18 protein-coding genes and 1 riboswitch are annotated in these 23,318 nt (G+C 72.5%); of the genes, 11 read left to right on the top strand and 7 right to left on the bottom strand.

Features of this window, described 5'->3' with window-relative positions; genetic code table 11:
• Positions 1 to 2,162: DUF5682 family protein (locus M4J07_RS36010; protein WP_255979157.1), on the bottom strand; the 2,162-nt coding region annotated here is incomplete at its 3' end.
• Entirely contained in the window at positions 2,159 to 3,328 is a 1,170-nt protein-coding gene (locus M4J07_RS36005; protein ID WP_255979155.1) for an ATP-binding protein, read from the bottom strand. The genes M4J07_RS36005 and M4J07_RS36010, both read right to left, overlap by 4 nt.
• A gap of 178 nt (positions 3,329 to 3,506) precedes the next feature.
• Here M4J07_RS36005 and M4J07_RS36000 point away from each other — a divergent pair, with 178 nt between their 5' ends.
• Both M4J07_RS36000 and M4J07_RS35995 read left to right on the top strand, forming a co-directional pair.
• Positions 3,507 to 4,892: an SWIM zinc finger family protein gene (locus M4J07_RS36000; RefSeq protein WP_255979153.1), complete on the top strand. Its 1,386-nt coding sequence runs from the start codon at positions 3,507 to 3,509 to the stop codon at positions 4,890 to 4,892.
• 140 nt (positions 4,893 to 5,032) lie between these two features.
• A complete protein-coding gene (locus M4J07_RS35995) occupies positions 5,033 to 6,616 on the top strand; it encodes a DUF5691 domain-containing protein (RefSeq protein WP_255979151.1) in 1,584 nt (527 codons plus the stop codon).
• A gap of 218 nt (positions 6,617 to 6,834) precedes the next feature.
• On the opposite strand, the gene M4J07_RS35990 is transcribed toward M4J07_RS35995, so the two are convergent.
• On the bottom strand, positions 6,835 to 7,251 hold the full coding sequence (locus M4J07_RS35990) for a cobalamin B12-binding domain-containing protein (protein ID WP_255979149.1): 417 nt from the start codon (positions 7,249 to 7,251) through the stop codon (positions 6,835 to 6,837).
• Positions 7,252 to 7,716: 465 nt separating this feature from the next.
• On the opposite strand from M4J07_RS35990, the gene M4J07_RS35985 reads away from it, so the two are divergent.
• Together M4J07_RS35985 and M4J07_RS35980 are read left to right on the top strand one after the other, a co-directional pair.
• Positions 7,717 to 8,652, top strand: a complete 936-nt coding sequence (locus M4J07_RS35985; RefSeq protein ID WP_255979147.1) for a lipase family alpha/beta hydrolase — start codon at positions 7,717 to 7,719, stop codon at positions 8,650 to 8,652.
• A gap of 218 nt (positions 8,653 to 8,870) precedes the next feature.
• The gene (locus tag M4J07_RS35980; RefSeq protein WP_255979145.1) at positions 8,871 to 10,445 is read left to right on the top strand and encodes a M23 family metallopeptidase; all 1,575 of its coding nucleotides are present in this window, start codon (positions 8,871 to 8,873) and stop codon (positions 10,443 to 10,445) included.
• Between the two features lie 48 nt (positions 10,446 to 10,493).
• On the opposite strand, the gene pcrA is transcribed toward M4J07_RS35980, so the two are convergent.
• The gene (pcrA, locus tag M4J07_RS35975; protein WP_255979143.1) at positions 10,494 to 12,995 is read right to left on the bottom strand and encodes a DNA helicase PcrA; all 2,502 of its coding nucleotides are present in this window, start codon (positions 12,993 to 12,995) and stop codon (positions 10,494 to 10,496) included.
• A 237-nt stretch (positions 12,996 to 13,232) separates the two neighbouring features.
• Positions 13,233 to 13,401: riboswitch (cyclic di-AMP (ydaO/yuaA leader) on the top strand.
• A gap of 6 nt (positions 13,402 to 13,407) precedes the next feature.
• Between pcrA and M4J07_RS35970 the strand changes: the two genes are divergently transcribed.
• Together M4J07_RS35970 and M4J07_RS35965 are read left to right on the top strand one after the other, a co-directional pair.
• A complete protein-coding gene (locus M4J07_RS35970; protein ID WP_374215147.1) occupies positions 13,408 to 14,601 on the top strand; it encodes a C40 family peptidase in 1,194 nt (397 codons plus the stop codon).
• A gap of 25 nt (positions 14,602 to 14,626) precedes the next feature.
• Positions 14,627 to 15,601, top strand: a complete 975-nt coding sequence (locus M4J07_RS35965) for a tellurite resistance/C4-dicarboxylate transporter family protein (RefSeq protein WP_255979139.1) — start codon at positions 14,627 to 14,629, stop codon at positions 15,599 to 15,601.
• Here the strand turns inward: M4J07_RS35965 and M4J07_RS35960 are convergent.
• Positions 15,579 to 15,932, bottom strand: a complete 354-nt coding sequence (locus M4J07_RS35960) for a hypothetical protein (RefSeq protein ID WP_255979137.1) — start codon at positions 15,930 to 15,932, stop codon at positions 15,579 to 15,581. The genes M4J07_RS35965 and M4J07_RS35960 overlap by 23 nt on opposite strands.
• Positions 15,933 to 16,230: 298 nt before the next feature.
• Between M4J07_RS35960 and M4J07_RS35955 the strand changes: the two genes are divergently transcribed.
• Positions 16,231 to 17,310, top strand: a complete 1,080-nt coding sequence (locus M4J07_RS35955; RefSeq protein WP_255979135.1) for a C40 family peptidase — start codon at positions 16,231 to 16,233, stop codon at positions 17,308 to 17,310.
• 153 nt (positions 17,311 to 17,463) lie between these two features.
• On the opposite strand, the gene M4J07_RS35950 is transcribed toward M4J07_RS35955, so the two are convergent.
• Positions 17,464 to 18,237: a class I SAM-dependent methyltransferase gene (locus M4J07_RS35950; protein WP_255979133.1), complete on the bottom strand. Its 774-nt coding sequence runs from the start codon at positions 18,235 to 18,237 to the stop codon at positions 17,464 to 17,466.
• A 264-nt stretch (positions 18,238 to 18,501) separates the two neighbouring features.
• On the opposite strand from M4J07_RS35950, the gene M4J07_RS35945 reads away from it, so the two are divergent.
• Positions 18,502 to 18,684, top strand: coding sequence for a DUF397 domain-containing protein (locus M4J07_RS35945; RefSeq protein ID WP_255979131.1), 183 nt, complete (start codon positions 18,502 to 18,504; stop codon positions 18,682 to 18,684).
• Here the strand turns inward: M4J07_RS35945 and M4J07_RS35940 are convergent.
• The gene (locus tag M4J07_RS35940; protein WP_255979129.1) at positions 18,671 to 19,294 is read right to left on the bottom strand and encodes a TetR/AcrR family transcriptional regulator; all 624 of its coding nucleotides are present in this window, start codon (positions 19,292 to 19,294) and stop codon (positions 18,671 to 18,673) included. The two genes, M4J07_RS35945 and M4J07_RS35940, sit on opposite strands and share 14 nt — an antisense overlap.
• A 129-nt stretch (positions 19,295 to 19,423) precedes the next feature.
• Between M4J07_RS35940 and M4J07_RS35935 the strand changes: the two genes are divergently transcribed.
• From M4J07_RS35935 to M4J07_RS35925, 3 genes are all read left to right on the top strand, one after another.
• Positions 19,424 to 20,353, top strand: coding sequence for an ABC transporter permease (locus M4J07_RS35935; RefSeq protein WP_255979127.1), 930 nt, complete (start codon positions 19,424 to 19,426; stop codon positions 20,351 to 20,353).
• Complete coding sequence (locus M4J07_RS35930; protein WP_255979125.1) at positions 20,346 to 21,182, top strand: ABC transporter ATP-binding protein; 837 nt, start codon at positions 20,346 to 20,348, stop codon at positions 21,180 to 21,182. The genes M4J07_RS35935 and M4J07_RS35930 overlap by 8 nt, the downstream gene beginning before the upstream one ends.
• Before the next feature lie 93 nt (positions 21,183 to 21,275).
• A partial coding sequence (locus M4J07_RS35925) for a glycosyltransferase (RefSeq protein WP_255979123.1) occupies positions 21,276 to 23,318 on the top strand: 2,043 nt, incomplete at its 3' end.

Here is a 23,318-nt window from a genome sequence, read left to right as displayed (position 1 = left end):
GAGAACGTGCGGCGCAGCAGAGGCAGCACATCGGTGAACGCGGAGTCCGGGACACCCGTCAGCCAGCCGTCGACCAGCGCGAGGAGCCGCTCGTCGTGGACGAGGAGCAGACCGCCGCCCGAGCCGCCGCCCACGAACCCCTCGATCCACGCGGCGGCCTCGGCGGGCGGGGTGCCGGGGGACAGCGCGAGACCCATGAGGCGGGCCGTGTCCTCGTCCGTCAACTCGCCCTCGTCCAGCAGGATCCGCGCGGACCGGCCCCGGATCACCCCGGCCACGCTGTCCCGTACGGCGAGGGTGCGCAGCACCACGCGCCAGCGCTCCCGCAGCCCCGTGTCCTCAAGCAGGCCGACGGCGGTGTGCACCGCGTCCACATGGCCGCGCATCTCCGTCGCCGCGTCCGTGTCCAGGCCCGCGCAGGCCGGCGGCAGGCCGACGAAGACGCGCTCGGCGAGGCCCGTCGCCACCCCGGCGAGCGCGCCGGTGTCGGTACCGCGCACGTCGCCGTAGCGCAGGGCGCGGACCAGGGCGGGCAGCGCCTGGGCGAGATGGCCGACGTCCGCGTCGAGAGCGGCCCGGTCGGCGAGGACCCGCATCACCGTGGGCAGCGCGTCCGCCAGGCCGGCCAGCAGACAGTGCTCGGCGAGCGCGGTGACGTCGGCGAGCGCGGTCGCGGCGACGGCGTCCGTCTCCGCCTTGGCGGTCGACGCGGCGAGCACGGTCGTCCCCCACACGCCCGCCTCGGCGACCCGCACCGACAGCTCCGGCTCCCAGCGCAGCCGCCACGTCTCCCGGAAGGTGCCGGTGGAGCCGCGGGCGGATCTGGCCGGCTCGCCCCAGGCGATGCCGAGGAGCCGCAGGCGGTGCAGCAGTCGGCTGCGCGCGGCGTCGGTGTCGCCCCGCAGGTCGAGGTCCATCTCCTTCTCCAGCGCCGCCGGTTTGAGGCGCAGGGTGCGCTGCTGCCGGGCGAGGTCGCGCTGCAGCGGCACGGCGGGGGCGGACTCGGGCACCTCGCCCAGGACGTCGCCGACGACGAGCTTGTCGTGGATGAGCGACAGCGGCACGTCCGAGCCCTCGCACAGGACGGCCCGCACGGCGTCGGTGGTCTCCGTCAGCCCGGCCAGCGGCCTGCCGCGCATCACGGCGAGGCTCTCGGCGAGCCGCACCGCCTCGATGACGTGGGCGGACGACACGATGCGGTCCTCGTCACGCAGCAGTCCCGCGACCTTGGTCAGCCACCGCTCCACGGGCCGGTCGGGCACGCTGAAGAGGTGTCCGTACCAGCCGGGTGACTCGATGCCCGCCCCGTACCCGCTCGACCGCGCGAGCCGGCGGTGGGTCCACGGCACCCACGTCATGTCGACCTTGGCCTTCGGCAGTCCCTTCAACAGGGCGCGGTCGGCGGTCGCGGTGGTGCGCAGGCGCAGCGCGGGCACGTGCCACGCGCCGCACACGACGGCGACCCCGTCCGTGAACTCGCGCTGCGCGGCCCGAACTTGCAGGCGCATGTACGCCTCGCGCAGCAGGTCACGGCGGTCGCCCCCATAAGCCCCCTCCGCTCCCTCCGTCCCCTCCGCTCCCTCCGTCCCGTCCGCTCCGGCCTCCGAAGACTCCCGCAGCGCGCCCATCGCCTCGCCGAGTGCGGCGAACGGGTCGCCCTCCCGGTGCTCGACGACGTCCTCCCACCAGCGCTCCGCGTCGTCGTACCCGGCGGTCTCGGCGAGCACCCGGAGCGGATCGACCCGCACCGCGGCCGCCACGCCCCCGTCACCCTCGGCGGCCCCGTCGTCCCCTCCGTCCCCTCCGTCGCCCCCGTCTCTCCCTTCGTCCTCCGCAGCACGCATCGCGAGACTGTGCGCGGCCGGCAGGTCGATGAAGCGGACGGGCACCTCGTGCCGGAGCGCCCAGCGGATCGCGACCCACTCGGGCGAGAACTCGGCGAACGGCCAGAACGCCGACTTCCCCGGCTCGTCGACGACATGGGCGAGGAGCGCGACCGGCGGCCGCATGTCCTCGTCGGCGGCGAGCGCCACCAGGCCGTCCGCCTCCGGCGGTCCCTCGATGAGGACGACCCGGGGCCGGGCCGCGTCGAGAGCGGTGCGCACGGCCCGCGCGGAGCCCGGCCCGTGGTGCCGGACGCCGAGCAGCAGCGGCGCGGTCATGCGCTCACCTCGCGGCAGGCCCGGTAGAAGTCCTTCCACCCGTCCCTCTCGCGCACCACGGCCTCCAGGTACTCCTGCCAGACGACCCGGTCGGCGGCCGGGTCGCGGACCACGGCGCCGAGGATGCCCGCGGCGATGTCCGAGGGGCGCAGCACGCCGTCCCCGAAGTGCGCCGACAGGGCCAGGCCGTTCGTGACGACGCTGATCGCCTCCGCCGTGGACAGCGTGCCGCTGGGCGACTTCACCTTCGTCCGGCCGTCGGCGGTCACGCCGTCGCGCAGCTCCCGGAAGACGGTGACGACCCGGCGGATCTCGTCGATGCCGTCCGGCGCGGCGGGCAGCTCCAGGGAGCGGCCCAGCTGTTCGACCCGCTGCGAGACGATGCCGACCTCCGCCTCGACGCTCGCGGGCAGCGGCAGCACCACGGTGTTGAACCGGCGGCGCAGCGCGCTCGACAGGTCGTTGACCCCGCGGTCGCGGTCATTGGCGGTGGCGATCAGATTGAACCCGCGCACCGCCTGCACCTCCTGCCCCAACTCCGGTATGGGCAGCGTCTTCTCGGAGAGGATCGTGATCAGCGTGTCCTGGACGTCCGCGGGGATCCGGGTCAGCTCCTCCACGCGCGCCGTCATCCCGTCCGCCATCGCGCGCATGACGGGGCTGGGCACGAGGGCGTCTCTGCTCGGGCCGTGCGCCAGCAGCTGTGCGTAGTTCCACCCGTACCGGATCGCTTCCTCCGGCGTGCCCGCGGTGCCCTGCACCAGCAGAGTGGAGTCGCCGCTCACGGCGGCCGCGAGATGCTCGGACACCCACGTCTTGGCGGTGCCGGGGACACCGAGCAGCAGCAGCGCCCGGTCGGTCGCCAGCGTCGTCACGGCCACCTCGACGATGCGGCGCGGCCCCACGTACTTCGGTGTGATCACCGTGCCGTCGGGCAGGGTGCCGCCGAGCAGATAGGTGGCGACGGCCCACGGCGACAGGCGCCAGCGGGCCGGCCGCGGCCGGTCGTCCTGCGCGGCCAGCGCGGCGAGCTCGTGTGCGAACGCGTCCTCGGCGTGCGGCCGCAGCACCTGCTCCGCACCTTCGGCCCCGGCCCCGGTCCCGCTCGTGCTCGTGCTCGTGCTCGTGCTCGTGCTTCCGGCCTGATCCTCGACGGAAACGGTCATGGCTGTCCCCCTCCAACTCGCCCAACTCGAACCTGCCCGACGAGGAGTTGTCCGCCCTCGTCGAGCGATGGGTTCCACGGTGCACCACGCCACTGACAATCGACCTCGGCCTGAACGTCGCCGCAGGTCAGGGCAGTTGTCGGACGGATTGTCAGTGGCGGGACCTACCGTCGGAGACATGACTCAGCAGGGGGTGCGCTGGACGACGGACCAGGTGCTGGCAATGGCGCCTGACGCCGCGTCACGCAAGGCGGGAAGCAAGCTCGGGGCAGCGGGACCCTGGTCGGCGACCGGGAGTTCGGACGAGGGGGCGGTGTGGGGACTGTGCAAGGGCAGCGGCAGCAGGCCGTACCAGACGATCGTGGACACGGGGGCGGGCGCGGGCGGCGGGGCGGGCCCGGCGTACAAGTGCAGTTGCCCGAGCCGGAAGTTCCCGTGCAAGCACGCGCTGGGACTGCTGCTGCTCTGGGCGGGCGGGGACGCCCAGCTGCCGGCCGGGGGGACGCCGCCGGACTGGGCGGAGCAGTGGCTGGAGGGGCGCAGGAAGCGGGCGGAGTCGAAGGAGGCCGCGGCGGCCGCACCGGGTTCCGCCGCCGCCCCAGCAGATCCGGAGGCGGTGCGGCGCAGAGCCGAGCGGCGCGCGCAGCGGATCAGCGCGGGCGTCACCGAGCTGGAGCAGCGGCTCGCTGATCTGCTGCGCGGCGGTCTGGCCCAGGCCGAGCAGGCGGGCTACGGGATGTGGGACGAGGCGGCCGCCCGGATGGTCGACGCACAGGCGCCCGGACTCGCGGCGCGGGTGCGGGAGTTGGGGGCGATACCGGGTTCGGGACCGGGCTGGCCGGTGCGGTTGCTGGAGGAGTGCGCGCTGCTGCACCTCCTCGACCAGGGCTGGCTGCACCGCGACGAGCTGCCGGACGACCTGGCGGCGACGGTCCGCGCCCGTGTGGGCCTGTCGCCCCAGGCCACGGCGGCGCCGGCGCGGGACCAATGGCTGGTCCTGTCCCAGCACGACGCGGCGGACGGCCACCTCACCACGCGCCGCATCTGGCTGTACGGCACGGAGTCGGAGCGCACCGCACTCCTCCTCTCTTATGGGGCGGCGGGCCGCGCCCCTTCGCTGGCCCTGCCGGTGGGCCTGGCCCTGGACGCCGCCGTGTCGGGTCATCCCGGGGCCGGGTCCCTGCGGGCGGAGCTGGGCGGCCAGTTCGGGGTGCCGTCGCCAAGTCCCATGCGTCCGCAGGGTGTTGACGTGACCGCTGCGCTCGCCGCGTACGGGCGGGCCCTGACCGACGATCCGTGGCTGGTGTCCTGGCCGGTGACGCTCGCGGACGTCATACCGGCCCAGGACCCGGACGGCGGCTGGCAACTGGCCGACTCCGACGGCAAGTCGGCGCTCCCCGTGACCGCGCACGCGGCCGCGTCCCCCGGCCTGTGGCGGCTTGCGGCGCTGTCCGGCGGGGCTCCGGTGACGGTCTTCGGCGAGTGCGGGCACACCGGTTTCCGCCCGCTGTCGACGTGGACGGGGGCGCCGGACGACGCCGCCGAGGTCATATCGCTGTGCTGACGGGAGCACGGCGGAGCCACCCCTCGGCCACCCCGCACCAGTTCAGGTCACGCCAGGACAGGCCGCACCAGGAGTGGCCGCACCGACAACGGACGCCGCAGGTGACACGAGGGACACGACGGAAAGGACCCGAGACACTCATGACGACCACCACGACCACCTCCACCGCCGGCACGGGCACCGCCACCACCACGTGGGACGACCTGGTCACAGCCGCGCTGCTGGGCACGGAGCGCCGCTCGTCGACCACCCCGCGCGCCCTTCTCGACGAGGCCGCCGTACAGACGGTGCGGCGCCGTGCGGGCCTGCGTCCCGCCCCGGCCGCCGCGCCACCGGAGCCCGCCGCGGCCGACCCGCGCCCGCCCCTGCCCGCCGCCGCCCGGCACCGGCTCGCGATGCTCCTCACCGACCGGCCCGGGTCGGGGACGACGCGCCGGGGCTCCACGCCCGACCTCCTCGAACTGCTCCCGCAGTGGCTGGCCGCGGCCAACGGGCACGGGTACGCGCCGCCGCCCGAGCTGCTGCCCGCCCTGCTCGACGCGGCCCGCGGCCGGACGGACCTGCGGCCGCAGGCGCTCACGTTCGCGGGGCCGCGCGCGCTGTGGCTCGCCCGGCTCAACCCGGACTGGAAGTTCGCCCTGCGCGCCACGCCCGGCGCGGGCACCACGCTCCCCGATCCGGGAGACACGGAGCAGGTCCGCGCCCTCTGGGAAGAGGGTCTGTTCGCGGAGCGGGTCGCGCTGCTCGCCGCCGTGCGCGGGCACGATCCGGCGGCGGCCCGCGCGCTGCTGGCCGGGACCTGGGGCACGGAGCGCGCCGAGGACCGGCTGATGTTCCTCGACTCGCTGCGCACCGGGCTCGGCGACGACGACGAGCCGTTCCTCGAACAGGCGCTGACCGACCGCAGCCGGAACGTCCGGGCGACGGCGGCCGAGCTGCTCTCCGCGCTCCCCCGGTCCGCGCTCGCCGGGCGGATGGCGGACCGGGCGCTGTCCTGTGTCGCCCTCGACCGGACGACGCACACGATCACGGTGGAGGCCCCGCACGAGTGCGACGCGGCGATGGAGCGGGACGGCGTCGTGGCCAAGCCGCCGGCCGGCCGGGGCGAGCGGTCGTGGTGGCTGGGCCAGTTGCTGGAGGCCGCGCCGCTCGACCGGTGGGGCGCGCGGCTCGGCGGCCGCACCCCGGAGGAGATCGCCGCGCTGCCGGTGTCCGACGACTGGCAGGGCGAGTTGCACGCGGCGTGGTGCCGGGCGGCGGTGCGGCAGCGGGACATCGGGTGGTCACGGGCGCTGCTCGGGCCGCCGACGGCGCCCGGGGCGGTGTCGCTGGCGGAGCGGGCGAAGCTGCTCGCGCCGTTGCCCGCGGAGGAACGGGCGGAGTGGGTCGCGGAGTTCATCGCGGCGCACGGGTTGTCCGAGGCGTTCCAGTTGCTGGGGGTGTGCGGCACGCCGTGGGCGCGGCCGCTGGGGCGGGCCGTGGTCGACGCGCTGGACATCGCGCGGGACGCCGGGAGCTATCCGTGGAGCTTCAGCGGCGTGATGGGGCTCGCCGAGCGGTGTCTCGACCCTGAGGAGGCGGTTCGGCTGGAAGGGCTCACGGCGGCCGTGGAGGAGCCGGAGGGCGCGGCGCCCGGGGCGGGCGGGTACTGGACGGAGGCGTTCCAGCGCCTGGTCGGCACGTTGCGGCTGCGCCGGGCCATGCGGGACGAGCTGGCGCGGTGAGCGTCACCGGGGGCGCACCCCTGTCGCGCGGCACCGGTCCCGACACCGGCACCGGCCGCACCGCCCCGGGCCGAACCCCCGCCTCACCGGTCACGCGGCACCGGGGGCCGCCTTGCCCACCCTGCCGCCCCGGGCGGCAGACTGCCCAAGACGAGGGGCAGACGGGAGCACGCCGCCACCCGGCACCGCGCCGAGGCGTTCCGCTCGGTCCGGAGGGATTACGCCCCGGCGGGCTGGTGGACGTTGGCCCGGACCCAGTCCACGATCGACGCCGTCGTCGCGCCCGGGGTGAAGATCTCCGCGACGCCCTTCTCCTTCAGCGGCGGGATGTCGGCCTCGGGGATGATGCCGCCGCCGAAGACCTTGATGTCCGCGGCGTCCCGCTCGACGAGGAGCTCGATGACGCGGGCGAACAGCGTGTTGTGCGCGCCGGACAGGATGGAGAGACCGATCGCGTCCGCGTCCTCCTGGATCGCGGTGTCCACGATCTGCTCGGGCGTCTGGTGCAGGCCCGTGTAGATGACCTCCATACCGGCGTCGCGCAGCGCCCGCGCGATCACCTTGGCCCCGCGATCGTGGCCGTCGAGTCCCGGCTTCGCGACGACCACGCGGATCGGACCGGCTGCCACACCCATCACTGCCTCCATGAAGTGACTGTCCCCGGGGGCCCTGGAACGACCCGGGTTCCTGATACCCCATCCGGGATACCCGAAGTGAACGAACGTTATCGACAGCATCCCGCAACCGGCCGTTTCACGGTGCGGAGCGAGGGGGAAATCACACGGTGGGACACGTTCGCTGCGCGCCGCACCCGCGTCAGGCGGCCCATCGGCCGCATCCGGGCAAGGCGCGAGGGGAGCCGCTTTCGAGAGCGCCGGGCCACCGCGCCGCCAGCCGCACGGCACGGTGGCACGGTGCGTTCGCCATCGCGGGGACAGCACCGCGCGGACCACACCGCGCGGGTCACTCACCGATCGTCGAGCCGGGTCGGCAATCCGGTTCACCGGGTGGTCCACGGGACGGAGCTCGCAGGGCAGGCTCCCCATGAGCGCACACGGGGGACGGAGACGCCCTCCCGTGTGCCGACGGGAGGTTGACCGATGCAGGTCACGAGGACCCTGCCCTTTCGCCCGCTCTGCCATCTGCTGCCCACCAGACTGGCCGGGCTCTCGATCGCGCTCCTGAAGGCGACCGCGCTCGAGCTGGCGATCCTCGCCGGGCACCTGCTCCTCTATCCCTCCGGCATCCTCCCCGAGCGGAGGCATCCGGCCCCGCTCCCGCCCGCGCTGCCGCCCGCCCCGCCGTCAGCCGGCGAGGGCCCGGTGGCGGAAGACCTGGCGGAGGTCCTGGCGGAGCCGGCCGGGGCGTCGCGGCTGCCCACCCCCGCGAAGCCGCCGGTGCTGCTCCTGCACGGCTTCATCGACAACCGTTCCGTGTTCGTCCTGCTCCGCCGCTCCCTGGCCCAGCACGGCCGGCAGCAGCTGGAGTCCCTCAACTACTCGCCGCTGACCTGCGACATCCGGGCCGCGGCCACGCTGCTCGGCCGGCACGTCGAGGAGCTGTGCGAGCGCACGGGCCACGACCGGATCGACATCGTGGGCCACAGCCTGGGCGGCCTGATCGCCCGCTACTACGTGCAGTGTCTCGGCGGTGACGTGCGCGTGCGCACCCTCGTCACGCTCGGCACCCCGCACGCCGGCACCCTCGTCGCACCGCTGGCGGACGCCCACCCGATCGTGCGACAGATGCGACCCGGTTCCTCGGTCGTCGAGGAGCTGAAGCAGCCGGCGCCCGGGTGCCGGACGCGCTTCGTGAGTTTCTGGAGCGACCTCGATCAGTTGATGGTGCCGCTGGAGACGGCCTGCATCGACCACCCCGACCTGCTCGCGCAGAACGTGCGGGTCACGGGCATCGGTCACCTCGCGCTGCCGGTGCACCCGGCCGTGGCGACCGGCATCCGTCAGGCCCTGGACGCCGAAGCCACCACGGAAGGAGCACGCGCCGCCGACTCGGTCGGCGGTCTGACGGTGGCGTGACCACGCCACAGGCCCGCCCAGACCCGCCACAGACCCCGAAATCGTCGAACGCACCTCGAACTCAGAGCCAAAGCTCCGCCCACAGTCCACCGAAAGGCGGCCGATTGCCCGTTTCCGCAGGGCAGGAAACCTGCGGAAGATTGTCGTGCCCTCGTACCGCCGGGTACAGTCACCGCACTGCTCTGGCAGCCCCTGTTGTCGAGGCGAAAGAGAAGTTGGTGAACGACCGTCATCCGTCGGGGAACGCGCAGTACGCGGCCTACGACGGTTACTCCACGACCAGCTTCGCCGCCGATCCGCTCTTCGGCGATCTGTCGGGCAACGACCCGTACGACACCGGTTCCTACGACACCGGTTCCTATGACGCAGGTTCTTACGACACCGGTTCCTACGCGACGGGTTCCCCCGCGACCGGTGCCTACGCGACCGGCTCCTACGACACGGGTTCCTACGACACCGGTCACTGGTATCCGGACCAGACGCAGCAGCAGTACGCCGCCCCCTACTCCTCGTACGACACCGGCAGTTACGACACGACCGCCGTCTGGGCGAGCGGTGGGTACGGGCAGGGCGCCGACATTCCGGCGCAGGCGACGACGCAGCCCGGACAGCAGCACAACAGCCAGCAGCACACCGGCCAGTGGGACACGGGCCAGTGGGACACCGGTCAGTGGGACACCACGCAGGCCGCGTCCGCCGCGTCGGCGTACGGGACGTCGTACGAGGCGCAGGCCACCCAGACCTTCGAGGCGCCGTTCCTCGGGACGACGGCCTACGACACGGGCGCGTACGACGCCACCCAGTGGAACTCCGGCGGCACCGCCGAGCAGGAGGCCGTGCACGAGCAGGTGCCGGACCAGTACAGCCCGGCCGACCACCCCGAGGTCCAGGCCCACGCCCACGACCACGACGCGCACCACCCGGAGCCCGGCCCCGCAGCCGAGCCCGACCCCGGTCCGGAGCCCGCTGAACCCGTCGGCCCCGTCGCTGCGGACGGCGAAACCTCTCACCTCCCGTCCGGCGCCCCGGAGTTCGCCCCGCGCGGCGCCTCCCGCGGCCGTGCCAGGCGCCGCACCCCCGCCAAGCGCTCCGCGCTCCTCACGGTCGCCGTGCCGTCGGTGTGCGTGGTCGGTGTCGCCGGGATCGCGGCGGCGTCGGTGATGAGCAGCGGCGACGACGGCAGGGAGACGCAGGCCGCGGCGGCGCCGGACGCGACCGCCGTGAAGCCGTCCGTCGCGAACAACAAGCTGGACACCCAGTTGCAGGACCTGTCCGCGGACGCGGGTGACTTCGCCGACCGGGCGAGCCGCACCCAGGAGCGCATCGACCTGAAGGCCAAGCAGGAGGCCGACCGGAAGAAGGCGGCCGAGGAGGCCGCGCGCAAGGAGGCGGAGCGGCCGAAGTTCGCGCTCCCGGTGAAGGAGCACGGGCTCAGTGCCTACTACGGGCAGGCCGGGATCAACTGGATGTCCGTGCACAGCGGCATCGACTTCCCCGTCTCGTACGGGACGCCCGTGATGGCCGCGACCGACGGGACCGTGCGCACGCAGTGGAACAGCGCGTACGGGAACATGGCGATAGTCACCGCCAAGGACGGTACCGAGACCTGGTACTGCCACCTTTCCGCGCACACCGTGATGAGCGGGCCCGTGAAGGCGGGTGACGTCATCGCGCGGTCGGGCAACTCCGGGAACTCGACCGGGCCGCACCTGCACTTCGAGGTGCGCCCCGGCGGCGGCTCGGCGATCGACCCGCTGCCGTGGCTGCGCAGCCACGGCCTCGACCCCACCTGAGCCGCCCGAACCCGAGCGTCCCGAACCCGATCCGCCCGCCGCGGTCGGCTACAGCTTCTCCACCGGCGCGTACCGCAGCAGCAGCCGCTTCGGCTTGGGGTCGCCGAAGTCGATCGTCGCCTCCGCGTTCCCGCCCGAGCCGCCGACGCCCACCACCGTGCCGAGGCCGAACTGGTCGTGCGTGACGCGGTCGCCCACGGCCAGCGACACCACCGGCTTCTCGCTCGCCCGGCGCGTGGCGAACGCGGGGGTCGAGCGGGAGCGCGACGAGGACAGCGACGCCGCGATGCCTCCGCCGATGCTCTTGGTCGGGGCCGCCGGGGCGGACGGGCCGGTGCGCTTCCAGTCCAGGTGCGCGGTCGGGATCTCCTCCAGGAAGCGGGACGGCGGGTTGTACGAGGGCTGGCCCCAGGCGCTGCGCATGGACGAGCGCGTCAGGTACAGCCGCTCCCGCGCGCGCGTGATGCCGACGTACGCGAGGCGGCGCTCCTCCTCCAGCTCCTTGGTCTGGCCGAGGGAGCGCATGTGCGGGAAGACGCCGTCCTCCATGCCGGTCAGGAAGACGACCGGGAACTCCAGGCCCTTCGCGGTGTGCAGGGTCATCAGCGTGATGACACCGTCACCGTCCTCCTCGTCCGGGATCTGGTCGGAGTCGGCGACGAGCGCGACCCGCTCCAGGAAGTCGGAGAGGGTGCCCGGGGCAGCGGCCCCGCCGGCCTCCGCGCCCTCGACGGCGTCCGCGCCCTCGCCCTCGGCGGCACCGGTCTCCTGCTCGAACTCCAGGGCCACGGCGGCGAGTTCCTGGAGGTTCTCGATCCGGGTCTCGTCCTGCGGGTCGGTCGATGCCTGCAGCTCCGCCAGGTATCCGGTGCGCTCCAGGACGGCCTCCAGGACCGTCGCCGGGCCCGCGCCCGACTCGACGATCGTGCGGAGGTCCTCCATCAGCGTGTTGAACCGCTTCACCGCGTTCGTGGAGCGGGCCGCCATGCCGTACGCCTCGTCGACGCGGCGCAGCGCCTGCGGGAAGGAGATCTTCTCGCGCTGCGACAGCGCGTCGATCATCGCTTCCGCGCGGTCGCCGATGCCGCGCTTGGGCACGTTCAGGATCCGGCGCAGCGGGACGGAGTCCTCGGGGTTCGACAGCACTCGCAGGTACGCGAGGACGTCCCGGACCTCCTTGCGCTCGTAGAAGCGGACGCCGCCGACGACCTTGTAGGGCAGGCCGACGCGGATGAAGATCTCTTCGAAGACACGGGACTGTGCGTTCGTCCGGTAGAAGACCGCGACGTCGCCCGTCTTCGCGTCGCCGGCGTCCGTGAGCCGGTCGATCTCGTCGGCGATGAACTGCGCCTCGTCGTGCTCGGTGTCCGCGACGTAGCCGGTGATCTGGGCGCCCGCTCCCGCGTTCGTCCACAGGTTCTTGGGGCGGCGCGACTCGTTGCGCTCGATGACCGCGTTCGCCGCCGAGAGGATCGTCTGCGTGGAGCGGTAGTTCTGCTCCAGCATGATCGTCGTCGCGTTCGGATAGTCCTCCTCGAACTGGAGGATGTTCCGGATGGTGGCGCCGCGGAACGCGTAGATCGACTGGTCCGCGTCACCCACGACGCACAGCTCGGCCGGGTCCGCGTCCTCGCCGTCGGTCGGGCCGACCAGCTCCTTGACCAGCGCGTACTGCGCGTGGTTCGTGTCCTGGTACTCGTCGACCATGACGTGCCGGAAGCGGCGGTGGTAGTGCTCGGCGACGTCCGGGAACGCGCGCAGCAGGTTCACCGTCGTCATGATCAGGTCGTCGAAGTCGAGGGCATTGGCCTCGCGCAGCCGCGACTGGTACATCGCGTACGCCTGGGCCAGCGTCTTCTCGAAGCCGTCGGCGGCGGTGGCGGCGAAGTCCTCCTCGTCGATCAGCTCGTTCTTCAGGTTCGAGATCTTGGCGCTGAAGGACTTCGGCGGGAACTTCTTCGGGTCCAGGTCGAGGTCGCGGCAGACCAGGGCCATCAGGCGCTTGCTGTCGGCGGCGTCGTAGATCGAGAAGGAGGACGTGAAGCCGAGCTTCTTGCTCTCGCGGCGCAGGATCCGCACGCAGGCGCTGTGGAAGGTGGACACCCACATCGCGTTGGCCCGCGGGCCCACCAGGGCCTCGACGCGCTCCTTCATCTCGCCCGCGGCCTTGTTCGTGAACGTGATCGCGAGGATCTGGCCGGGGTGCACGTGCCGCTCGGCGAGCAGGTGCGCGATGCGGTGCGTCAGGACGCGGGTCTTGCCGGAGCCGGCGCCCGCGACGATGAGCAGGGGCGTGCCGCCGTGCACGACGGCCGCCCGCTGGTTCTCGTTCAGCCCGTCGAGGAGGGCTGCCGGGTCGATCGCCGGGCGTGGTGCCCCGTCGCGGTAGTAGGCGTCCCGGGGCGGCGGCGCGTCGAACTTCCCGCCGAACAGGTCGTCCGGGATCGCCTCCGGAGCGCTGTCGCTGTCGGAGTCCTCGGGCGGCGGCGGGGGCTCCTCCGTACCGCTCTGGAGGCTGGCCAGGAAGTTGTCGTCAAAGAGGCTGCTCATCGCTCTACGAGTCTAGGCCGCCCCACTGACACCCCGCCGCCGTCTTCCCATACGTGACCCTTCGCGCACGATGCGGCACCCAAAGCGACACGGAGCGTGCCCGAGAGCAAGGTCACGAAAATGTATCGGGCATATCGAACATCAACCTTCACAGCAGTAACACGAGTTGGCTACGGTGCTGCGCGGGCAGCCCGTCCCCCCGCCCGCGAACAACGCGGCGAGCGGGCAGCCCCCGCCGAGTTCCGTACGCCGAGAGGCAGGGAACCGGGGACCCACCGACCTTGGGGTGAATCGGCTCAACGGCCCAGCAGGACCGGGCGGTTGACCGTAGGGCAGCCTTCCGTACGACGTGTACCACCGGCCCGAACCCGACAGCTAACCCGGTAGGCGGACCACGGAAGGAGCGCCTGTTTTGGCGTCGCACCGCAAGCCGCGTACCCGGTCCCGGATGTCCGGCGGTCTCCGTACGACCCCTGCCGTCGGCATCACGACCGCTGCGCTCACCTCGGTCGCCCTGCTCTCGCAGACGGCGCAGGCCGCTCCGACGCAGCCGGACAGGCCGAGCCTCGAAGAGGTGCAGAAGAAGGTCGACACCCTGTACCGGCAGGCAGAGGTCGCCACGCAGAAGTACAACTCCGCCAAGGAGCAGACCGACAAGAAGAAGACCCAGGTCGACAAGCTCCTCGACGACATCGCGCAGCGCACCGAGAAGATGAACACGGCCCGCCAGGAGCTGGGCCGGTTCGCCGCGGAGCAGTACCGCACAGGTGGCGTCAGCAACACCGCGACCATGTTCCTCGCCGACAACCCCGAGGACTACTTCGCGCAGGACCAGCTGCTCAGCCGGATGACGTCCGAGCAGAAGAAGGCCGTCGACGACTACCAGAAGCAGCAGCGCGCCACCGCGAAGAAGCGCACCGAGGCGCAGGAGAACCTGCAGCAACTCACCACGTCGCAGACCGATCTGAAGACGTCCAAGCAGGACGTGCAGACGAAGCTCGCCGACGCCCGCGAACTGCTGTCGAAGCTGACCGCCGAGGAGAAGGCGCGCCTCGCGGCGATCGAGAAGGCCAAGCAGGAGGCGGCGCGCAAGAAGGCCGCCGAACTGGCCGCGAAGCAGAAGGCCGAGGAGGAGGCCAAGCGGAAGGCGGCCGAGGAGGCGGCGCAGCAGGAGGAGCAGTCCGGCTCGGGCTCGTCCTCCGGCTCCGGTTCCGGTTCGTCGACGGGCTCCGGCTCCACCAGCTACGCGACGAAGGCCGCGAAGGCGCTCGCGTTCGCCAAGGCCCAGGAGGGCAAGCCGTACGTGTGGGGCGCCACGGGCCCGGACTCGTACGACTGCTCCGGTCTGACCCAGGCGGCGTGGAAGGCCGCCGGGATCACCCTGCCGCGCACCACCTGGGACCAGGTGGAGGTCGGCACGACGGTCGCGCTCTCCGACATCCAGCCGGGCGACCTGGTCTTCTTCTACGACGACATCAGCCACGTCGGCCTGTACCTGGGCGACGGCATGATGATCCACGCCCCGAAGCCGGGCGCGTACGTCCGCGAGGAGTCCATCTACTACGACGGCACGGCGTCGATCCACAGCGTGGTGCGGCCCGCCTGACGCCGTCCGCGGTTACGTTCGGGCGGTGCACGGCCCGAACGTAACCCCGCGTCCCTACTGGTCCCAGCTCCCGCCTGCCGCCGGCGCCGCCGTCATGGCCACCGGCATCGTCTCGGTCGGCCTCCACCTGACCGGGCACGACGTGCTGTCCGCCGTCTTCCTGGTGCTCGCCGCCGCGCTGTGGGTGCTGCTCGCGGCCGACTTCTGCTTCCGGCTGCTCCGCGAGCGCGACCGGTGGGAGCGGGAGGCGGACACCCCGCCCGCGATGACCGCCGTCGCCGCGACGTGTGTGCTCGGCACCCGGTTCTCGCTGCTGGGGTGGCAGGGGCTCGCCGAGGTGCTGCTGGTGATCGCCGTCGTGGTGTGGCCCGGGCTGCTGTACGTCGTCGTCCGGCACTGGCAGCCGAAGATGCCGGGCGGCGTGTTCATCACGTGCGTGGCCACGCAGGCGCTCGCCGTGCTCGGGGCGACGCTGTCGGCGGCGCTGGGACCGGCACGAGGGGACTGGCTGGGGTACGCGGCGATGACGCTGTTCTGGCTGGGGCTCGCGATCTACGCGGCCGCGTTCCCGCGCTTCGACCTGCGGCAGGTACTGACCGGTCCGGGGGACCACTGGGTCGCGGGCGGCGCGCTGGCGATCTCGGCGCTGGCCGCGGCGAAGCTGGTGCTCGCCGGGCGGGCCGGTGACCTGTGGAACTCCGACGACACCGGTGTGCTGCGCTTCATGGCGGGGCTGCTGCTCACGCTCGACCTCAGCTGGTACGTGGTGCTGTGCGGGGCGGAGCTGGTGCGGCCGCGGTTCCGGTACGACGTGCGGCGCTGGTCGACGGTGTTCCCGATGGGGATGACGGCGGTCGCGACGCTGACGGTCGCCACCGCCGTCGGGGTGTCCTGGCTGCGGGGGCCGGGGCAGGTGCTGCTGTGGATCGCGGTCGCCGCCTGGCTGGTCGTCGCGACGGGGACGGTCCGGCAGGTGCTCAGGTCCAGAGCACCGCGATGAAGATGTTGGCGACGGTGAGCCCGCCGACCGCCGCGAAGAGCCCCTTCTCGGCCTTCTCCTCGTCCCGCTTCACATAGACGATGCCGAGGATCACGATCAGGATCGCGAGCTTCACACCGATCTTGATGTTGTTGACGGTGTTGTCGTCGGCCTGGTTGAGGCCGACGAGGGCGACACCGGTCACCAGCATGGTCAGGGCGCCGTGCAGCATCGCCTTGTTGAACCGGGCCGTGCCCTGTCCCATCGCCGACATCTGCGTGAGGAAGCCGCCGAGCAGCGAAGCGATGCCGATGATGTGCAGGCCGACGAAGAGATGGATGAGAAAGTCCATGGTTCCGGAGCCTAACGGGGCGTTCATCGGACGCCGTCACCGATCCCCCACGAACACTCACCTGTCACGCTCTGCCACGATCCGCAACAAACGGACCAGTTGCGAACAATCCAACACCAACCCGTTACGCCGAGGTTTAGCGTCCTTCCCCAGGTGACCGGCTCCCCACCGCCGTCCGGACCAGGGGCGGCAGTCGGACACCACCGCCGAGAAAGGTCCGGCGGCGGCCCGCTCCCCCTGTGCGGGCCGCCGCCGGACGCGTAAGGCGGGCGTACGACCCGGAAGGACGTGGCGCCACGTGCCGGCAGCGCATCGCAAGCCCAGGCAGCGCTCGCTCAGCGGCAGTACGGTCCGCACCGCGGCCACCCTCGCCCTCGCCTCCGCGGCGACCGCCACCGCCTTCGACGGCGGCGCGGCGCACGCGGAGCCGAACCTCACCCCCGCTCAGGTGAAGGCGAAGGTCGACAAGCTCTACCAGGAAGCGGAGGTCGCCACCGAGAAGTACAACGGCGCGAAGGAGAAGGCCGGGAAGGCGCAGAAGAAGGTGGACGCCCTCCAGGACGAGGCGTCCCGGCGCACCGAGGCCCTCAACTCCCAGCGGCAGAAGCTGGGTGCGGCGGCGGCCGAGCAGTACCGCACCGGCGGCGTCGATCCGACGGTCCAGCTGCTCCTCTCCTCGACCCCCGACCGCTACCTCGACGAGGCGGCGCTCGCCGAGCGGGTCGGCACCCGGCAGGCGGCCACGATCGTCCGGGTCCGCAAGGAACTGCGCGAGATCGACCAGCTGCGCGACCACGCCGACGGACAGCTCTCCGAACTCCGCGCGAAGCAGAAGGAGTTGCGGCAGCAGAAGAAGACGGTGACGGCGAAGCTGGGCGAGGCCAGGCAGCTCCTGGACCGGCTCGCCCCGGCGGACCGCACGCTCGACCCGGCCGCCGGGACCGGCGCGGCCACCACCGCCGAACGCGCCTCCCGCTCCACGGACCGCGCCGCCTCCCCCTCCGCCGGCGCCCCGTCCAAGGCCCCCAACTCCCGTGCGGCATCGGCCATCGCCTACGCGTACGACGCGCTCGGCAGCCCGTACGTCTGGGGCGCGACCGGGCCGTCCGCCTTCGACTGCTCGGGCCTGACGCAGGCCGCGTACCGCGCGGCGGGCATCTCGCTGCCGCGCACGACGTACGCGCAGATCAACGCGGGACAGCGGGTGGCCAAGTCCCAACTCCAACCGGGCGACCTGGTGTTCTTCTACTCGGGCATCAGCCACGTCGGTCTCTACATCGGCGACGGGAAGATGATCCACGCGCCGAACCCGAGCGCGCCGGTGCGGATCGCGCCGATCGACCAGATGCCGTTCGCGGGCGCCACGCGCGTGGCGTGAGCGCACGCGGGGACGGCGGCGGGGGCGCCGCCCCGGGACCCGCCCAGCCGCGCTCCTCGGCGACGGGCGCGGGCTCGACGCCGTCGACCCGGCAGTGCCGCCCGTGGTGCGTGACCGGCGCCCCGCCGCCCGCCGGCTTCCGAGGGGCCGAGATCAGGGACCGGCGGGCTTCTCCCACACGGACACGTGCTGACCGCTCTCGCCCGTGAACGGCTCCCGCTCCCAGCCGCCCCACCGCTCGCGCAGCCGCAGCCCGGCCAGGCGCGCCATGAGGTCGAGCTCGGCGGGCCAGACGTACCGGAACGGGATGGTCCAGTACGAGCCCTGCCCGGTCTCCGGGTCGACCTCGACGTAGTTCGAGCTCATGGCCTGCGTGACGACGTCGTACCGGTCGAAGGCCCACCGGGTGTCGCTCACGTGGAACGGCACGGCCTCCTGTCCGTGCGGCAGCCGGCGCAGATCGGGCACCATGGTCTCGACCACGAAACGGCCGCCGGGGGCGAGGTGCGCGGCGGCGTTCCTGAAGCAGTCGACCTGCGCGTCCTGCGAGGTCAGGTTCATGACGGTGTTGAAGACGAGGTAGGCGAGGGCGAATTCGCCTCCGGCGCCGACCGTGGTGGTCGCGAAGTCCCCGATGGACACAGGCACTTGGTCGCCGCCCGGCTTGGCGTGCAGCCGGGCGACCATCGCCTCGGACAGATCGATCCCGCGCACGTCGACTCCGCGCGCGGCGAGCGGCAGGGCGATCCGCCCGGTCCCGATGCCGAACTCCAGCGCGGGCCCGTCACCGGCGAGCCGGTGGAGGAAGTCGACGCTGGGGTCGAGGACTTCGGGGGTGAACATCCGGGCGGACGACCGGTCGTAGTCGGCCGCGATGCGCTCGGGGAAGTAGCCGTCGGGATCTCTGGGTGCGTCTCCGTTGACCATGGGGAGCGACGGTAGCGGGGGCGGACGGGACCGGGCACCGGGTTTTCCGGCGGCCCCGGCCCGATCGCCAGTTCGGCCCGTCTTGCGCGGGGCCGCCTCGACCGCTACGTCCCAGCGCATCGCCCGTGCCTCCACCGGCAGGAGCCCTCTGCCCGACTCGGCGTCGGCGGCCGGGGGCCGGGGGGGCCGCAGCTCCGGAAGGCGTTCCGCGCGCGTGTCCGTCACCTCCACGCGAATCGCGTCGTCCGTCGCCCGGAGCGCGAGGTGGAGGACGGTTCCGACCTGCATCGGTCCAAGAGCCGCTACAGCGACAGCAGCAACCCGAGCGACTGCGTGGAAGTCGCCCCCACCCCCACCACCATCCACGTCCGGGACTCGAAGCGCCCCGAGTACGCCCGGCTCACCGCGGCCCCCGCCGCCTGGGCCGGCTACGTCACAGCGCCTTGAGCGCGGCCGACGTAGCCGCGGACAACCGCTCGAGATGGCCCTTGGGCAGCTTGGGCGAGCGCACGACCACGGCGCGCCAGTAGAGCGGGCCGGAGATCAGGTCGAGCGCGAGGTCCTCGTCGAGGCCCTCGCGGAGCTCGCCGCGGGCGACGGCCGACTGGACGATGCCGCTCGCCACGCCGTGCTGCCCTTCGCGCAGCGCCTTCTGCATGGCGTCGGCGATGTCGGGGTTGCGGGCCGCCTCGGCCTGGAGGTCGGGGATGATCTGGCCGGCCACGGGGTGGCGCAGCGCCCGTGACGTGACCTGGTAGAGCAGCAGCAGGTCGGCCTCCAGGGAGCCGGTGTCCGGCGCCGGGAGGCCCTGCACCGCTATGGCGGAGACCAGGTCGAGGACGAGGTGCAGCTTGGAGCGCCAGCGGCGGTAGACCGCCGTCTTCCCGACACCCGCGCGGCGCGCGATCCCTTCGATGGACATGCGTGCGTAGCCGACCGAGGCGAGTTCCTCGAAGACGGCCGCGCGGATGGCGTCGGTCACGTCCTCGCGGAGGACCGCGGCCCCGGCGGGAGCCCTGCGACGCGTCGGCTTGGCGGAGTCGGCGTTGGTCGTCATGGGGCAAAGCATAGTTCCGTAACGACGAAACGGTTGCGTTCCGACGTCGAACCGTCCTAGTCTCGCGTCACGACGATACGGGTCCGTCCCGACGTAAACAGCAGGCAAACCCCGAGGAAAGCAGGCGATGTGAGTCAGGCCCTGGACACGCCTCCCGCGCCGGCGCCCCCGCCCGCCGCGGCGCACGGGACGGAGGACGCGGCGGTCCTCGCCGCCCGGTACGGACTGAGCGTCAGCGGCGCCCGGCCCCCCCTGCCCGCGTACGTGCGCCGGCTGTGGCAGCGGCGGCACTTCATCACCGCCTTCGCGACGGCCAAGCTCACCGCGCAGTACAGCCAGGCGAAGCTGGGCCAGGTCTGGCAGGTGGCGACGCCGCTGCTGAACGCGGCGGTCTACTACTTCATCTTCGGCGTCCTGATGGACACCAAGAGGGACGTGCCGGACTACGTCCCGTTCCTGGTCACGGGCGTGTTCGTGTGGACGTTCACGCAGTCGTCCGTGATGGCGGGCACCCGGGCGATCGCGGGCAGCATGGGGCTGGTGCGGGCGCTGCACTTCCCGCGCGCCGCGCTCCCCGTGTCGTACTGCCTCCAGCAGCTCCAGCAGCTGCTGTTCTCGATGTGCGCGCTGGTGGTCATCCTGCTCTGCTTCGGCGTCCCGCCGGCCATGTCCTGGCTGCTGGTGATCCCGGTGCTGCTGCTGCAGTTCACGTTCAACACCGGGCTCGCGCTGATCATGGCGAGGGTCGGCGCGCACACCCCCGACATCGCCCAGCTCATGCCGTTCCTGCTCCGCACCTGGATGTACGTGTCCGGGGTCATGTGGAGCCTGGACCACCTGGTCGGCGACAAGGGCCTGCCGCACATCGTGACCGTGCTGCTGCAGGCCAACCCGGCCGCCGTCTACATCGACCTGATGCGCTTCGCGCTGATCGACACCTTCACCGCGGGCCAGCTGCCCACGCACGTCTGGGCGTGGGCCCTGGGCTGGGCGCTGCTCGCGGGCGTCGGCGGGTTCATCTACTTCTGGAAGGCAGAGGAGACGTACGGCCGTGGCTGACAAGAAGACCGGCACCGAAGCGGTGCCCACCGTCATCGTCGACGGCGTCGACATCGTCTACCGGGTCAACGGCACCGGCGCGGGCCGCGGCACCGCCACCGCCGCCCTCAACCGGATCATCGGCGGCAAGAAGAAGGCCGAGAAGCGGGCCGGGGTGCGCACCGTGCACGCGGTCAGGAACGTCAGCTTCACCGCGTACCGCGGCGAGGCCATCGGGCTCATCGGCACCAACGGGTCGGGGAAGTCGACGCTGCTGAAGGCCGTGGCCGGGCTGCTGCCCGTGGAGAACGGGCGGATCTTCACCGACGGGCAGCCGTCCCTGCTCGGCGTGAACGCGGCCCTGATGAACGACCTCACGGGCGAGCGGAACGTGCGGCTCGGCGGGCTCGCGATGGGCATGTCCCGCGAGCAGGTCCGCGACCGCTACGACGAGATCGTCGACTTCTCCGGGATCAACGAGAAGGGCGACTTCATCACGCTGCCGATGCGCACCTACTCGTCCGGCATGGCGGCCCGGCTGCGGTTCTCCATCGCCGCCGCCAAGGACCACGACGTACTGCTCATCGACGAGGCGCTGGCCACCGGCGACCGCTCCTTCCAGAAGCGCTCCGAGGCCCGTATCCGGGAACTGCGCAAGCACGCGGGCACCGTCTTCCTGGTCAGCCACAGCAACAAGTCGATCCGCGACACCTGCGACCGCGTGCTCTGGCTGGAGCGCGGGGAGCTGCGGATGGACGGGCCGACGGACGAGGTTCTCAAGGCGTACGAGGTCTTCACGAATCCCACCAAGACGGAACCTAAACGGGCCAAAGCCCCTCTTCCCTCGTGAGGCCCACCAAAAGCACAACCGCACTTACCCTTTTGTCCGTTTAGTGCCAATATGGTGCGCTGAGCGGTGAACAGAAGAGGATAAGGAGCACGCGTGCAGGCCAAGGCCCGGCAGCCCCAGGCTCAGCCCCGGCTGAGTGTGATCGTCCCCGTCCACAACGTCGAGCTGTACCTCGACGAATGCCTCCGGTCCCTGGCCGACCAGACCTTCACCGACTTCGAGGTCGTGATGGTGGACGACGGGTCGACCGACCGGAGCGCGGTGATCGCCGGGGAGTGGGCCGCCCGCGACCCCCGCTTCCGCCTCATATCGCAGCTCAACCGGGGCCTGGGCGCCGCCCGGAACACCGGGGTGCGCGAGATGGCCCCGGGCAGCACGTACCTGGCGTTCGTCGACAGCGACGACACCCTCCCGCCGAACGCGTACGAACTGCTCATCGAGACCCTGGACGAGACGGGCTCCGACTTCGCCGCCGGCAACGTGACCCGCTTCAGATCCGCCGGACACGTCCAGTCGCCGGTGCACCGCACCCCCTTCGCGACAACCCGGCTGCGCACCCACATCTCCCGGTTCCGCCCGCTGCTCACCGACCGCACCGCGTGGAACAAGGTGTACCGCCGCGACTTCTGGCAGCGGCACGCGCTCGCGTACCCCGAGGGCATGCTGTACGAGGACGCGCCCGTCAGCATTCCGGCCCACTACCTCGCCGAAGCCGTCGACGTCCTGAGCGAGCCGATCTACCACTGGCGCGAGCGGGAGACCGGCGAGCGCTCCATCACGCAGAACCGCACGGATCCGCGGGGGCTCGTCGACCGGGTGCGGTCGATCCGGATGGTGCGCGACTTCCTGGCCGGGCGGGTCGGCTCCGACCCGATGTACGCGGACCACCTCGCGGTCTACGACCACAACGCCCTGTACGAGGAGATGCCGCTCTTCTGGAAGGTGCTGCCGGCGTCCGGCCCGGCCTACCGGGCGGCGTTCCTCGACCACGTCGGGCAGCTCGCCCGCGACATCGGGCAGCGCAAGGTCAAGGCGCTGCCCGTCCCGCACAAGCTCAAGATCTATCTGACGGTGCACCGGCGGATGGACGAGCTGATCGCCCTGCTGGAGTTCGAGAAGAAGCACGGCGGTTCGCTGCCGGTGGCCGGGGTGCTGCACCCGCGCGCCGACTACCCGTTCCTGGACGCCTCCCGCCCGGTCCCCGACGCGGTCCTCCGCCTCGACCACCAGGAACTGGGCCTGCGCAGCCGGCTCGACTCGGCGTCCTGGGGCGCGGACGGAAAGCTGCACCTGGCGGGCTGGGCGTTCGCCCGGCAGCTCGGCGCGGAGAAGCGCAGCCAGGCGCTCAAGGCCCTCGTCCTGCGGGAGAAGGGCGGCCGCAAGCGCGTCGTCGTCCCGGCCCGCAGCCACCACGACCCGGAGGCCACGGTCGCCTCCGGCGGCGAGTTCCGGCACGTGGACTGGGCGGGCTTCAGCGCCACCGTCGATCCGGGCCGGCTCCGGCACCGCGGCCGCTGGGTGGACGGCATCTGGCACGTCAGGATCGCCGTCGGCGGCACGCACGCGACACCGCGCCGCGGGCCGCTGCACGGAGCGCGCACCGGCTCCGGCCAGACGCCGCCCGCCCACTGGGTCTCCCCCGACGTCCGCGTCGCCCCGCAGATCCAGGGCGGCATCCTGCAGCTGCGCGTCGAGACGGCGCAGGCCCGCGCCCTCGAAGTCCGCCACGTGTCCGGTGACCTGGTCGTACGGGGAGTGCTGCGCACGGCGCCGGACGCCGCGGCCGCCCTGCGCCTGCGGCACCGCGAGTCCGGCAAGGTGCTGCTCGCGCCGCTCGACCTGGGCACGGCCGACGGCGACGGCCGGGTGCCGTTCACCGCGCGGGTGCGGGAGGCGGACCTCCGGGAGGTCCGCGAGGACCACGAACGCCTGCGCCCCACCCAGGCGGAACGCTCGATCGCCCGCTGGGACACGTCGATCCTGCTCGGCCCCGAGGACGCGGTGAGCCCCACCCGGCTCGCCCTCGTCCTCGACGACCGCGAAGGGTGCTCAGGGGCCCAGTTCCCCAACGCCGACCGCGCGTTGTACGCCCGCCGCTCCCCGGGCGGCTACCTCCAGCTCGTGGACCAGCCCGCC

It is taken from the genome of Streptomyces longispororuber, from assembly GCF_024448165.1.
Taxonomy (GTDB): domain Bacteria; phylum Actinomycetota; class Actinomycetes; order Streptomycetales; family Streptomycetaceae; genus Streptomyces; species Streptomyces longispororuber_A.
This window is presented reverse-complemented; position numbering and strand designations above follow the sequence as displayed.